A 13,110-nucleotide genomic window follows, 5' to 3' on the forward strand; every position below is an offset into this window, starting at 1 on the left:
GTCACACCACCCGTTCCTGGACGCGACCGAACAGGCCGGTCGGGCGGATCATCAGCACCAGCAGGAGCACCGCGAAGACGCTCAGGTTGATCAGGTTGGCGTCCAGGTAGCGGCCGACGACCTGTTCGACGAGCCCGATCACGAACCCGCCGATCAGGCCGCCGTACATGCTTCCGAAACCGCCGATAGCGAGCGCGACGAAGCCCTTGAGCGCGAGTGCGGCGCCGAGCGTGGCGACCGCGTACGTCTTCGGGGCGATCATCGCGCCCATCAGGCCGCCCAGCACGCCGGTGACCGCGAAGGCGACGAAGGCGAGCTTGCGTACGTCGATACCACGCAGCGTCGCCGCCTCCGTGTCCTCCGACATCGCCACGATGGCGAGGCCGCCCATCCGGTACCGGGTGTACAGGTTGATCGCGACCACCAGCAGTACCGCGAACACCACCAGCGCGATCTCGACCGGGTACGCCCGGCCGCCGGCGAACGTGATGGCCGTGTCGCCGCCGACGAACGGGACCGTCCGGGGCTGTGTGCCCCAGATGAGCTGAGCCACGCCGGTCAGCACCGTGCCGAAACCGAGCGTCGTGATGAGCTGCGTCTGGTGGTCGGACACGGGGCGGATGGCGATCCGTTCCTCGAGCGCGGCGATGGCCGCGACCACGACCATCGCCAGCGCTAGGACCGCCACCGTCGGCAGCTTGAACGTCACGTACCCCGCGTAGGTCACGAACGCGCCGATCATCATCAGTTGCGCCTGTGCGAAGTTGAACGAGTGCGAGGCGATGAAGACGATGTTGTAGCCGGTGGCGACGAGCGCGTAGACGGCACCAAGCGACAGGCCGGCGTAGATCAGCGTCATGCCGCCATTACCCCGCGCTGCCGATCTGGCCATCCTTGAGCACGCCGGGCTCGACGAACGTGTGCGTCTCGACCGGCAGTTGCGCCTGGTGGTTGTCGGCGGTGAACGGATATGTGTCGTAGACCGCCGTGCCGGCCTTGGTGTTGACCTCGGGCAGCAGCAGCGCGTCGGCGACCGCCTTGGTGTCGTTGGTCTTGGCGTGGTTGGCCGCCGCGGCCAGCAGCATGACGGCGTCGTAATTGAGGCAGTTGTTGAGGCTCGCCTTGATGTCACCCAACGACGCCATCGTCCGCACGGCCTTCTTCGTGGCCTCGCTGGCGGTGGCCGTGTTGACGCTCCTGGTGACCTCGATCTTGAGGTTCGCCGCGTCCGGCGTGCCGATCAGGCCGTCCGGCGGCATCGTGGTGACCAGCGGCGTCGAGGTCACCGAGGTGTCACCGAGGATCGGCACCTTCCAGCCGAGCTTGGTGATGCCCTTGAGGACCAAGCCCACCGGGGCACCGTAGCCGTTGAAGACCAGCACGTCCGGGTTCTTGGCCTGTACCGCGGAGATCTGCGCGGTCATGTCCAGCGACTTGGCGTCGTACTCGACGACCGTGACCTGGTAGCCCTTGTCGGTGAACACCTGCTTGGCCAGCGTGCCGAACTGCTTGGCGTACGCGGAGTTGCCATGCAGGACGCCGATGTTCCTGTAGCCGCTCTTCTCGAACTCCGGCAGGTAGCCCTCGACGACCGTCTTGAACGGTGCGGCGAGGTGGAACGCGTACGGGTTCTCGGCCGGCTTGTTCGTGTCGGCCGCGTTGCCCGAGTCGAGGAAGATGATGTCGTTCTGGCGCAGGATGCCGGCGACCGCGGCGCTGACGTTGGATCCGGACGCCACGACGTACGCGTTGGGCTTGTCCTTGGCGATCTGCGCCCGCAGGTTGGAGAGCGCCTTCTGCGGGTCGGCGTTGTCGGGTGACTCGATGAGCTCGACGGGCTTGCCGTTGATGCCGCCGGCATCGTTGACGACCTTGATCGCCGCGCGCGCCGAGAGCACACCGGTGGTGAGCTGGTCGGTCTGGCCGCCGGCGTCCGAGCCGCCACTGATCATGATCTTGTATGGGGCGTTGCCGCCCGTCTGCGACTCTCCCCCGTCGCCGCCGCAGGCGGTCATCATCAGGGAGCCGACTGCGGCCAGCCCGACGAAAAGTCCTAAGCGACGCTTCACGGTATCTCCACTTCGGGATGGTCTACTTGGCGAAGCCAACCGGCTATCTTATCTAAGATAGCCATCTTGGAAGGTAAGAGTCGCACGTCACACCGCGCTTGGCAAGCGTCTGGTCAGGCACGAAGCAGCCGTTCAGCGGCGTCGAGCAGGGCCGCCCGGGCGCGCTGGCACGCGTCGACATCCGGGAACATCCCGGTGGCACCGTGGAACAGACCCGGACTCATCCGCAGCTCGGTCGGTACGCCCTGGTCGGCGAGGCGACGAGCGTATTCGATGCCCTCGTCCCGCAGCGGGTCCGCCGAGCAGACCCCGACGTACGCCGGGGGCAGCCCGCTCAGATCGGTAGCGCGGGCCGGCGCGGCGTACGGGGGCACCGCGTCGCCGCACCCCAGCAGATAGTGGGACCAGCTGTCGAGCATGTTGGTGCGCGTCCACAGAGGCGTGTCCTCGTACCGCGCGGAGTCCGTCTCGGCGCGGTCGTCGAGCACCGGGATCTCCAACAGTTGGGCCGCGAGCGCCGGACCCCCCTCGTCGCGGGCGCGGATCGCGATGCCGGCGGCCACGCAAGCGCCCGCGCTCGACCCGGCGACCGCGATCCGCGCGGGATCCACCCCGAGCGCGTCCGCGTTCTCCGCCACGAAGCGCAGCACCGCGTAACCGTCGTCATGGGCCGCCGGGTACGGATGCTCAGGTGCGAGCCGGTAGTCCAGCGACAGGACCAGCCCGCCGATGGCCCGGGCCAGTTGCGCGCCGAGCAACTGGTCGCCCTCGGCGTCGCCCATCACGAATCCGCCACCGTGCAGATAGACGACCGCCGGCAGCAACGCCGCCGGTGGCGCGGACCGGATGCCTGTCTCGGCCACGGCGGGCCGGAACGCCAGCGCCGGCACCCCAGCCGGCGTGACGCGTTCCCGGACCAGGTCGGCAGGGACCTCGAAGGGCGGACGATCGGCGCGCAGCGCGACCAGCCGGGCGCGGGCGGCGACCGGGTCGCTGACGTCGGTGCGTGGCAGCACGGCGACGTAGGGTACGAGCGCCGGATCGATAAAGAGCGGCACGCGGCCCTCCGGGGTGGTCGGGAGCGCTGGTCGGCAGGTGCTGGACAGGTACGGGCTAGTCGAAGGGGACGGGTGGCACCCGCTCGGTCGTCGCCGGCTCGGTGTAGGCGATGCCGACCGGTGCCTGCCGGGCGCCGAGCAGCTCGCGGAACGCCCGGTCCACGTCGTCGGCCGTCCATGCTGGACGGTCGAGGATCGGCGCGATGATCGCGGGGTGGGCCATCAGCGACAGCCTGGTGCCGTCGATCCGCACGACCTGACCGTGTACGCCGGCCGCCCGGTCCGACAGCAGGTAGGCCACGACCGGTGCGTTGCTCTCCGGCGGCGGTGCGGCGAACGGCGCGTCGGCGTGGCCGTGGGCGATGAGGTAGTCATCGGTCATCCGGGTCATGTGACCCCGCGCGAACGGCGAGAGCGCGTTGACCCGTACGCCGGTGCCAGCGGCCTCGGCGGCCCAGGCGTAGGTCAGGGACGCGACCGCACCCTTCGTCGCCGCGTACAGGCTCATGTGCCGCAGGCCGAGGTGGGCGCCGGAGGTCACGTTGAGTATCGCGCCGGAACCTTGCCGGTACATCGGCCCGATCGCCTCGGCGGCACAGTTGGCCACGCCGACCACGTTGACGTCGAGGAGGTCGCGAAAGGCCTGCTCGTCGTACTCCCCCAGGTCGCCGACGGCCATCAGCGCCGCGTTGTTGAACAGTCCGTCGATCCGCCCGTACTCGTCGACGCAACGGCCGACCAGCGCGGCCGCGTCGGCGCGCGACGACACGTCACCGGGCTGCGCGACGGCCTGCCCACCGGCCGCCTCGATCCCGGCGGCAACCCGCTTCGCGGCCGCGGCGTCGACGTCGTTGACCACGACACGGGCGCCCAGCCGGGCCAGCTCGGCGGCACAGGCCGCGCCCACGCCCCGGCCACCACCGGTCACGACGATCGCCTTGCCCTCGAGCCCGCTCGTCGCGCCCATCGATCCCCCTCGCTTCGTGGCACAAGGTCACCTCGGCCATGGGGTTGTTAAGTTAACAATGATAGTATAGACACGCAACATGTACGACGTCATCGTGGTCGGCGCCGGCATCGGCGGGATCTACGCGGTGCACCGGTTCGCCCAGCAAGGTCTGTCGGTCGCGGGTGTCGAAGGCGCGCCGGGCGTGGGCGGCGTCTGGTATCACAACCGCTACCCGGGCGCGCGGGTGGACCTCGAAGGGATCTACTACTCCTACTTCGATCCTGAGCTCTACCGGCGGTGGACGTGGAAGGAGCGCTACCCGTCGCAACCGGAGTTGCTCGCCTACCTCAACTTCGCCGCCGACACGTGGGACGTCAAACGGCATTTCCGGTTCAACACGTGGGTCACAGGCGCGACGTTCGACCCGGCCACCGACCGCTACGTGGTCACCACCGACACCGGGTTGACGCTGGAGTGCCGGTTCCTGGTGATGGCGACCGGGCCACTGTCCGCCGCGCGGCAGCCGGACTTTCCCGGGCTCGACGAGTACCGCGGCGAGACGCTGCTGACCGCGCACTGGCCGGACCATCCCGTCGACGTGGCCGGCAAGCGGGTCGGCGTGATCGGCACGAGCGCGACCGGCGTGCAGGTCATCCCGGTCCTCGCGCCGCAAGCCAGCCACCTGTACGTGTTCCAGCGGACCGCGAACTACTCGGTGCCCGCGCACAACGGCCCGATGGACCCCCAGCGCCACGAGGAACACGTGGCCCGGATCGACGAATTGACCCACCAGTGCCTGCACCATCCGGGCGGCACCGACCTGCCGCTGGCGGACGGCCCCGCGGCATCGTTTAGCCCGGCGGAGCGCACGGCCCTGTTGGAGAGGCGCTGGGCGTACGGCGGGCACGCGATGGGCACCGTCTTCACCGACCAGGGCACCGACGTGGCCACCAACGAACTGGTCGCTGAGTTCGTCCGCCAGAAGATCCGCACAGTCGTCGCCAGGCCGGACGTCGCGGACAAGCTCATCCCGACCGCGTATCCGATCGGCACCCGCCGGCTGTGCGTCGACACCAACTACTACCAGACATTCAACCGTGACAACGTGACGCTTGTCGACATCCGCGAGGATCCGATCGAGTGCTTCACTGCGACCGGCGTTCGTACCCGCGCCGCGCACTACGATTTGGACCTCGTCGTGTTCGCCACCGGGTTCAAGCCGTTCACCGGCTCGCTCTTCAAGGCCAACATCCGTGCCGCCGACGGCACCGGGCTGTCCGATCTGTGGGCCCGCGGCCCGGTCACCTATCTGGGGCTGCAGGTGCGCGGGCTGCCGAACCTGTTCATCGTCAACGGACCCGGCTCACCGTCGGTGCTGGCCAACTTCTTCCCGACGACCATGCAGCAGTCCGCCTTCATCGGCGACCTCATCGCACACATGGCCGCGCACAACCACACCCGGGTCGAGCCAACCGAGCAGGCGCAGCGGGAGTGGACCGCGCACGTCGCCGAGATGGCCGCGCCGATGCTGCGCTACAAGACACCCAACTACATGGTGCACGTCAACGACGACGGGAGCCGGGCTTTCATCCCGTACCCCGGTGGTTTCGACCGGCACGCGCGCAAGTGCGCCGAGGTCGAGGCCAACGGGTACGAGGGCTTCGCGTTCTCCTGAGCCGCCGAGCAGCACCGGTGGCTGCCCGGCCCGGCTCACGATCCGGCGGCCAGGATCGCGGCAAGGTCGACCGGCAGGGGGTTCGCGCCCTCGAGCATCCGCTCGGTGCGCGACCGGATCGCCGGCCCGTACTCGGATCGGTGGGTCAGCACCCAGAACGTCCGCTGCCGGATCGCCGCGAGGACCTGATCGGCGATGGTCGCGGGGTCCGCACCGGCCTCGATGAGCGCCCGGCTGAGCTCCTTCTGCCGGGCGAGCGCGCCGGCGTCCGGCTGCTCGCTGGCGCCGTCTTGATGCCTCGGCCGGTTCCGGGCCGAGGTGTTGAAGTTGGAGCGCGTCGCGCCGGGGCACACGACCGAGACGCCGACGTGCGGCGCGAGCTCGGCCAGTTCGAGGTACAGCGTCTCGCTGATGGCCACGACCGCGGCCTTGGCGGCGTTGTACGGCCCGCCGAGTGCGAAGGGCACCAGGCCGGCCACAGAGGCGATGTTCACGACGTGCGCCTCAGGCTGGGCTGTCAGCACCGGGAGGAACGTGCGCAGGCCGTGGATGACGCCCCACAGGTCCACCCCGAGCACCCAGGACCAGTCCTCGATCGACTGCTCGGCGACCGGTCGGCGGACCGAGACCCCTGCGTTGTTGCACAGAACATGAACCGCGCCGTACGCCTGCTCGGCGCGGTGGGCCAGGGCCTCAACCGAGGCCGCGTCGGAGACGTCGGTGACGACGCCGATGCACTCCCGGCCGGCCGCCCGCAGCTCGGCCACCGCGGCGTCCAGCGCCGCCGCCTCGATGTCCGCCAGGACGACGCGGCACCCCTGCTCGCCGAGCGCGGCGGCCAGCGCCCGACCGATCCCGCTAGCGGCGCCGGTTACGACGGCGACTCTTCCCTCCAGCTCCATCCGGTCAGGTGCCGGAGTGTCCGACCGCGCGGGCGTAGAACGAGCGGTCCACGTAGCGGTCTTCGGGAATGACGTCGGTGTACTTGACGGTCTTGAACGCGATGAAGACCTTCTGCTCCTGTTCGCCCGTGCCCTGGCGGATCTCCCAGTCGAAGGTCAGCGCGGGCGTACGGGTCAGCGTCTCCGGCGGTTGCTGGGCGCCGGTGGCGATGGCGGTGAGCACCCGCTGGTCCTTGGTGTAGTCGCCGCGCAAGTACGTGTTGACGGTCCGGATGTACGCGCGGACGAACGCCTGCGTCACCTCCGGCCGCTCTTGCAGCAGCGACTTGCCGGCGTAGAAGCCACCCAGCGGTTCGCCCGGCACCTGCCCGCCCACCAGCACGTACTTGTCCGGCTCGTTGGCCGCCGCGAGCCAGTACGGGTCCAGCAGCCAGGCGGTGTCCACCGCGTCGTTCGACAGGGCGGTCATGAGGTCCGCCGCCGGCAGCTGCTTGATCTGCAGGTCCTGAAGGGAGATGCCGGCCTGGCGCAGTGCCTTGTCCATCGGGTACGCGATAGCGGACGCGGCGCCGACCGTGGAGCCGAGGGTCTTGCCCTTCAGCTCGGCGACGTTGGGCTTGCTCGGGTCGGCGAATGTGTCCCGGCGCGCCCAGAGTCCGGTCTGTGGCTGTGACAGGTCGCTGGCCTTGGGCTCCACGAAGTTGCCCAGGATCCACTTGATCGACAGACCCTGGTTGACGGCGTTGAACAGCCCGGCCTCGGTGCCGCCGTAGGAGATGTCCACCCGCCCCGTGGCGAGCTGGGGCATGGCGTCCGCGAACGGCAGGACCGAGAACTCAATCTTCAGGTTCTCTTTCTCGAACTCGCCCAACTCCATCCCGACGAAGATCGGCGCGAGGCTGCTGGAGCGGGATGCGGAGGTCATGCGGATGGTGGTCATCTCCTTGAGCGGCTGTGCCGCCGGAGCGTTCGCCTCACACCGGGCGATCTTGCGGGTCGGGGCGAGATCGGCCGGGTCGATGTACGCGTCCGCGCCGCAGCCCGCGACCGGCACGACCGCGCCGAGATCGCCACCGCTCACGACCTCTTCCCCACCGCAGGCCACTGTGGACAGCAGGAGCGCGGCGGCGCTCAGCGCCGCCGCCATGACACGAAGTCTCGACATGTGTTTCCTCCAGGGAATGCGGTGCGAAAGGGCGACTGGCGTCAGGAGGCGACGATGGCGTCGTCGTCCGCCCGCCACCTGATGAACAGGCGACCCACGAGCTTCACCAGGAGCGCGAAGAGGTAGCCGATGACCGCGACAAGCACGATGCCGACGTAGCTCTGCTCAAGCAGCAGCAGCGTGCGCCCCTGCTCGATGAGGTAGCCGAGGCCCTGGTCACTAATCACGAACTCGATGCCGACCAGCATCAGCACGGCGACGCCGGCCGCGATCCGCAGGCCGACGAAGATCTCCGGCAGCGCCGCCGGCAGCAGGACGTGGCGGAACATGTCCCACCGGCCGGCGCGCAGCATCAGGGCCGCCTCCCGGTATCCGGCGGGCACGGCCATGACCGCGGACATCACCGAGATCCAGACGAAGAAGTACACGGTCACCGCGATCAGCACGACGACCGAGGTGTCGCCGAAGCCGAAGATGGTGAGGAAGATCGGGAGCAGCGCCAGCTTGGGCACCGTGTACCAACCCCAGGAGAACGGCTCGAAGGCCGCCCGCAGCACCCGGGACATCCCCATGAGGAAGCCGACGAGCAGCCCCGCCGACGCGCCCAGCAGGTAGCCAAGGATCACCCGGCGGACGCTGACCAGCGTGGCGTCCACCAGCCGGCCCTCCTCCCAGAGCGTCGCGATGCCGTGGCCGAGCCGGCTCGGCGGCGGGTACAGGAAGGGGTCCACCCACTTCAGCTCCGCGCTGAGCTGCCACAGCACGACGAACAACACGGGCACCGAGACGCCCAGCGCGACCTTTGTCGCGGTCCAGCGCCGCCGGGTGCGGACCGGGTGGCGCTCGGCCGCTCCGGGCTGGCGGATCAGTCGCGCGGTCATCACTTCTGCCTTCCGGTGTCGAACTGGGCGACAACCTCCGAATGCAGGCTCGCCCACAGGTCGCCGCGGAGCTTGGCGAAGAGAGGGTCGGTGCGGACGGCACCGGAGCGTGGGCGCTCGAACGGCACGGTGATGTCGGCGATGATCCGGCCGGGCCGGGCGCTCATGACGACGACCCGGTCGCCGAGCAGGAGTGCCTCCTCCAGGCTGTGGGTCACGAACACGACCGTGCGACGGCGGGCCTGCCAGATCGCCAGCAACTCGTCCTGGAGCACCTCGCGCAGCTGAGCGTCGAGCGCGGCGAACGGCTCGTCCATCAGCAGCACCTCGGGGTCGATCGCGAGCGCACGGGCGATCGAGACCCGCTGGCGCATGCCGCCGGAGAGCGCACCCGGGTACGCGTCGGCGAAGTCGGTTAGCCCGAGCCGACCCAGCCAATCGTTGACGATCTCGCGCCGCTCCGCGATGGGCCGGCCGCTGAGGCGCAGCCCGAGGTCGACGTTGGCGCGCACGGTCTTCCACGGGTAGATGCCGTAGTCCTGGAAGACCATGGCGATCGGGATGCGGCTGTCGCCGGAGACCTCGATGGCCACCTCACCGGACGACGGCGCCAGCAAGCCGGCGATGATTTTGAGAAGCGTGGACTTGCCGCAGCCCGAAGGGCCCACCACGCAAAGGAACTCCGCGTCGCCGATGGACAGGTCGAGCGGCCCGAGGGCGTCCACCTTGGCCCGCCGACCGGCCACGAACGAACGGGTGGCCTGCCTGACCGCGATCCGCTGCGGGGCCGCGGGCGCCGCATCGGCGGCGGTGTCCACGTCGGTCAGTGGGGCGACGTGCTTCATGGGTCTCCCTGTCGGTTCGACCGGCAACGAAGGGGGTAGCGCAACATCGCTTTATTGCTAATATTTACAAGATAGTAACCTTAGCTAGCCGAGTCAACGGGTCTGGGAGGCCACGATGGCGGTACGCCTGCTGGAAGGTCTACGGGTGGTCGAGTTCGCGCTCCTCGAAGCGGGCGGCGTCGGCACGGTCCTGGCGGATCTCGGCGCCGACGTGGTGAAGGTCGAGCGGATCGGCGAGGGCGACTACATCCGCAAGGTGGGCTGGCCGTTCGTGCATGGCGTCTCGCTCATGCACCACCACCTCGGCCGAGGCAAGCGCAGCGTCGCCATCGACATCCAGCGCCCGGAGGGCGCCCGCCTGGCGGAGCGGATCATCGGATCGAGCGACGTCGTCGTCGAGGGCATGCGGCCGGGCGTCCTGGCCCGCCGCGGGATCGGCGTCGAGGCGATGCGCGCCCGCCACCCGGACCTGGTCTGGTGCACCGTCTCCGGCTACGGCACCGACGGCCCGTACGCAACGCTCGCCGCGCACGGCGTGGCCTTCGATGCCTGGGCCGGCGGGCTGCGGCTTGGCACCACCGAGGAGGGCTTCGCGTCGGCCGAGCTCGGTGTACCGCTGGGCACCCGGGTCACGCCGCTGCTGGCCGCGAGCGCGATCCTCGCCGCGACCCTCCGGGCCAGCCGCACCGGCCAGGGCTGCACGATCGACATCGCCCAGAGCGAAGCCGCAGCCTCGGTGGACTGGCTGACCGTCGAGGGCCACCGGGCACACCTGCGCCCGGAATCGGAGGTCAGCGGCAACCCCGCCGACGGCGGCGTCCGCCGCACCCCCGGCACCGCCGGGATGGGCGACAGCGTCCGGTACCAGGTCTACCCGACCGCCGACGGCCACGTCCTGTTCATGGCCACCGAACGCAAGTTCTGGGAGCACTTCTGCGCGGCTGTGGGACGCACCGACCTCTCCAGCGGGCGGCGTAGCGAGGCGGTCGCCGACCACGCGCTCGGCGACCACCATCTGCGGGCGGAGCTGACCAAGATCTTCGCCGCGCGGTCCACCGCCGAGTGGGTCGAGGTCGGGCTGACCGCCGACGTACCCATCGCCCCGGTCAACACGCCCCAGACGCTCCCCGACGACCCGCACTTCGCCGCCCGGACGTCCTGGCTGCCCGCCGAGCGGTACGGTGCCGACCTGCTGCCACTGCCGGTACACCTGGCCGGTGAGGAACTGGCCGCCCCGGCTCCGGCGGCAACCCCTGGCCAGCACACCGACGAGGTGCTGGCCGCGCTCGGGGTGGACGCCGGCGAGTTGACGACGCTGCGCGCGGCCGGCGTGGTCGGGTGACCGCGCGCTTCTACAGCACCTCGATCGCGGCCAGCACCGGGTCTCCAGCGCGGCAGACCTGCACGTCGAGCTGTGCGGCGCAGGCCGGGCAGAAGAAGTGCCGCACGGTGAAACGCTCCCCGCCCGGATACCGCGCACCCAGCGGTGCGCGGGCCGCGACTGGTCGATCCCGGACGACCAGATGCTCGTGCACCGACTCCCGGCCACCGCAGACCGCCGTGGCGCAACGCGCGCACGAGACGACGCTGTCATCTCCGTCCGGTACCAGATCCAACCCGGCCGAGAGCCGGCGGCCGCGGCGACCAGCGGTGGACAGCGGTGCCGGCGCCCGGCCGATCCGCTCGCGGCGCCGCCCGTCGCGCAGCCGCGCGGTCGCGTCCTCGTCGACCCGCGGGTCCGCCGGCTCCCCAGTGACGACCACCGCGTAGTCGCGGTACGCGCCGGCCGCCGTCACCAGCCCGTCCCGTACGTCGTCCAGCACGGCGGCCGGCTCCCGCTCGATCGGGTCGCCCAGCCCGCCGCCGCCCTGGGAGACCGAGACCAGTACGTCACCGGCGCCCACCTCCATCGTGGACAATGGCATCGGCAGCGGCCAGTCCGCATCGCCCGCCGCCCGACCCGCCAGCCCGGCGAGATCGGCCCGGGGCAGCACGGCGACCAGGCTCTGCCCGCCGAACTCACCACCGCACACGCCGGCCGCGAGTGGGTGCTGCAACCCCTGCCCGAACGACATCATCGTCATCGGCGCAGCCGTGCCGTGGACGGTCAGCGCGTGCAGCGCGCCGACGCCGCCGCGATGACGCCCGGGTCCGCCGGTGTCCGGCAGCTCGGTGCGACCCTCGTAGAGCACGGGCAGGTACGCCTCGTTCACCTCGACGTTGGCACAGGACGCACCCGGCGACGTGGTGTAACCAGAGGAATCGACGCCGTCACCGGTCCAGGTGGCACCGCCGCCTCCAGTGATCTCGTCCAGCGTCATGGTGGCGTACGCCGTGCCGTCCGCGCGCACGCCGTGCACAGTCCCGCCGCCGCCCCCGGCGGCCTGGCAGCTCGCCATCACCATCGACAGGAAGTCCTCTGTGGACTCCAGCATCCGGCCGATGCAGGCGTTGACCGACACCCGGATGGCCTGGCAGGTGGCCGCGGTGCTCATCGCCACCCCGGCCGGCCACCGGGCGTGCACCACCGTCCCCTCCCGGCTGCGTACACGCACCACTGGCCAGACACCGCCGGGCACCCAGGGCAGTCCGCCGCAGAGGTAGATGAGCACGCCGCCGATGGCGAAGTTGGCCAGCGCCGGATACGCCGCGTTGATCGCACCCGGCGCCTGCGGGTCACTGGCGGTGAAGTCCAGCTCCAGTTCGTCGCCACGCTTGGTCATGGTGAGCCGGACCGCGTAGATCGACTCGGGCTCGCCCGCGGCGCTGCCGTACGGCCGGTACTCCAGGTAGCTCACGTGCCGCCACCGCCCGTCCGGGATGGCCCGGAGCCGCTCGCGCAACGCCGCCTCGGTGCGCTCCAGCAGCCGGTCCAGCACCGCGCCGACCACCTCCGCGCCGTACTGCGCGCACAGCCCTTGCACCTGTTCGGTCACGTTGCGGTTGGCGACCACCTGGCCGACGAGGTCGAGTCGGTTCAGCTCGGCGGTACGGGACCGGGCCAGGTACTCGCGCTCGATGTCCCGGCGTATCCGGCCGTCCTCGACGATGCGGATCGGCGGCATGGGCGGCGCCTCGTCGAAGATGGAGCGCGCGTCGTACGTGATGCCGCCCGGGTTCGGACCGCCGACGTCGGGCTGGTGTGCCGTGGAGCCGCACCACGCCACCAGGCGGCCGTCGACGAAGACCGGCGCCACTACGACGACGTCGGGCTGGTGCAGCGCGCCGACGTACGGATCGTTGGTGACGAACTGGTCCCCCGGCCCATACCCGGGGTTGTCGGCGTACTGGTCGACGATGTCGCGGACCACCAGGTGCATCGACACCACCTGCGCCAGCACGTACCGTCCACAGCAGACGACACGGCCGTCCGGCGCCATGATGACCGTGTTGAGGTCGCGGGCCTCGGCGGCCAGCTGCGATCCGGAGAGCCGGGCCAGCACCGAGGCGGCGTCGTCGTTGATCGCGTCGAGCCGGTGCCGCAGCACCTCGAAGGTGATCTCGTCCAGCATCGCGTCCCTTTCGAGCGTTTGGGGCCTGGCCGGTGGATCTTGTTGGGTGCGAGG

Annotated in this window: 11 protein-coding genes; 2 read left to right on the forward strand and 9 right to left on the reverse strand. The window is 70.3% G+C overall.

Annotated features, from left to right (window positions below):
• Position 1 precedes the first annotated feature (1 nt).
• The 4 genes from ACFFIA_RS06520 to ACFFIA_RS06535 all read right to left on the reverse strand — a co-directional run bounded on the left by ACFFIA_RS06520 (position 2) and on the right by ACFFIA_RS06535 (position 4,094).
• A complete protein-coding gene (locus ACFFIA_RS06520) occupies positions 2-859 on the reverse strand; it encodes a branched-chain amino acid ABC transporter permease (RefSeq protein ID WP_377246956.1) in 858 nt (285 codons plus the stop codon).
• A gap of 7 nt (positions 860-866) precedes the next feature.
• The gene (locus ACFFIA_RS06525; RefSeq protein ID WP_377246959.1) at positions 867-2,069 is read right to left on the reverse strand and encodes an ABC transporter substrate-binding protein; all 1,203 of its coding nucleotides are present in this window, start codon (positions 2,067-2,069) and stop codon (positions 867-869) included.
• A gap of 113 nt (positions 2,070-2,182) precedes the next feature.
• Positions 2,183-3,127, reverse strand: a complete 945-nt coding sequence (locus tag ACFFIA_RS06530; RefSeq protein WP_377246962.1) for an alpha/beta hydrolase — start codon at positions 3,125-3,127, stop codon at positions 2,183-2,185.
• A gap of 55 nt (positions 3,128-3,182) precedes the next feature.
• Positions 3,183-4,094: an SDR family NAD(P)-dependent oxidoreductase gene (locus ACFFIA_RS06535; RefSeq protein ID WP_377246965.1), complete on the reverse strand. Its 912-nt coding sequence runs from the start codon at positions 4,092-4,094 to the stop codon at positions 3,183-3,185.
• Positions 4,095-4,173: 79 nt separating this feature from the next.
• Between ACFFIA_RS06535 and ACFFIA_RS06540 the strand changes: the two genes are divergently transcribed.
• On the forward strand, positions 4,174-5,751 hold the full coding sequence (locus ACFFIA_RS06540) for a flavin-containing monooxygenase (RefSeq protein WP_377246968.1): 1,578 nt from the start codon (positions 4,174-4,176) through the stop codon (positions 5,749-5,751).
• A gap of 35 nt (positions 5,752-5,786) precedes the next feature.
• Here the strand turns inward: ACFFIA_RS06540 and ACFFIA_RS06545 are convergent, their stop codons facing one another.
• From ACFFIA_RS06545 to ACFFIA_RS06560, 4 genes are read right to left on the reverse strand one after another with little or no spacing between them, the layout of a single operon-like run.
• Positions 5,787-6,653: an SDR family NAD(P)-dependent oxidoreductase gene (locus ACFFIA_RS06545; protein WP_377246971.1), complete on the reverse strand. Its 867-nt coding sequence runs from the start codon at positions 6,651-6,653 to the stop codon at positions 5,787-5,789.
• 4 nt (positions 6,654-6,657) lie between these two features.
• Positions 6,658-7,818 (reverse strand): ABC transporter substrate-binding protein, encoded by a 1,161-nt coding sequence (locus tag ACFFIA_RS06550; protein ID WP_377246974.1) that lies wholly within the window; start codon positions 7,816-7,818, stop codon positions 6,658-6,660.
• A 41-nt stretch (positions 7,819-7,859) separates the two neighbouring features.
• Positions 7,860-8,699 (reverse strand): ABC transporter permease, encoded by an 840-nt coding sequence (locus ACFFIA_RS06555; protein WP_377246977.1) that lies wholly within the window; start codon positions 8,697-8,699, stop codon positions 7,860-7,862.
• A complete protein-coding gene (locus tag ACFFIA_RS06560) occupies positions 8,699-9,544 on the reverse strand; it encodes an ABC transporter ATP-binding protein (protein WP_377246980.1) in 846 nt (281 codons plus the stop codon). The genes ACFFIA_RS06555 and ACFFIA_RS06560 overlap by 1 nt, the downstream gene beginning before the upstream one ends.
• 115 nt (positions 9,545-9,659) lie before the next feature.
• Here ACFFIA_RS06560 and ACFFIA_RS06565 point away from each other — a divergent pair, with 115 nt between their 5' ends.
• Entirely contained in the window at positions 9,660-10,886 is a 1,227-nt protein-coding gene (locus ACFFIA_RS06565) for a CaiB/BaiF CoA transferase family protein (protein ID WP_377246982.1), read from the forward strand.
• 10 nt (positions 10,887-10,896) lie between these two features.
• Here the strand turns inward: ACFFIA_RS06565 and ACFFIA_RS06570 are convergent, their stop codons facing one another.
• Positions 10,897-13,056, reverse strand: a complete 2,160-nt coding sequence (locus ACFFIA_RS06570; RefSeq protein ID WP_377246985.1) for a hydantoinase B/oxoprolinase family protein — start codon at positions 13,054-13,056, stop codon at positions 10,897-10,899.
• Positions 13,057-13,110 lie beyond the last annotated feature (54 nt).

The sequence above is a fragment of the Phytohabitans kaempferiae genome (assembly GCF_042433955.1).
In the GTDB taxonomy this organism is placed as follows: domain Bacteria; phylum Actinomycetota; class Actinomycetes; order Mycobacteriales; family Micromonosporaceae; genus Phytohabitans; species Phytohabitans kaempferiae.

Coding starts and splice junctions, on each gene's coding strand:
- ACFFIA_RS06520 (WP_377246956.1), bottom strand. CDS start 859: ATGACGCTGATCTACGCCGGCCTGTCGCTTGGTGCCGTCTACGCGCTC.
- ACFFIA_RS06535 (WP_377246965.1), bottom strand. CDS start 4,094: ATGGGCGCGACGAGCGGGCTCGAGGGCAAGGCGATCGTCGTGACCGGT.
- ACFFIA_RS06540 (WP_377246968.1), top strand. CDS start 4,174: ATGTACGACGTCATCGTGGTCGGCGCCGGCATCGGCGGGATCTACGCG.
- ACFFIA_RS06545 (WP_377246971.1), bottom strand. CDS start 6,653: ATGGAGCTGGAGGGAAGAGTCGCCGTCGTAACCGGCGCCGCTAGCGGG.
- ACFFIA_RS06550 (WP_377246974.1), bottom strand. CDS start 7,818: ATGTCGAGACTTCGTGTCATGGCGGCGGCGCTGAGCGCCGCCGCGCTC.
- ACFFIA_RS06555 (WP_377246977.1), bottom strand. CDS start 8,699: ATGACCGCGCGACTGATCCGCCAGCCCGGAGCGGCCGAGCGCCACCCG.
- ACFFIA_RS06560 (WP_377246980.1), bottom strand. CDS start 9,544: ATGAAGCACGTCGCCCCACTGACCGACGTGGACACCGCCGCCGATGCG.
- ACFFIA_RS06565 (WP_377246982.1), top strand. CDS start 9,660: ATGGCGGTACGCCTGCTGGAAGGTCTACGGGTGGTCGAGTTCGCGCTC.
- ACFFIA_RS06570 (WP_377246985.1), bottom strand. CDS start 13,056: ATGCTGGACGAGATCACCTTCGAGGTGCTGCGGCACCGGCTCGACGCG.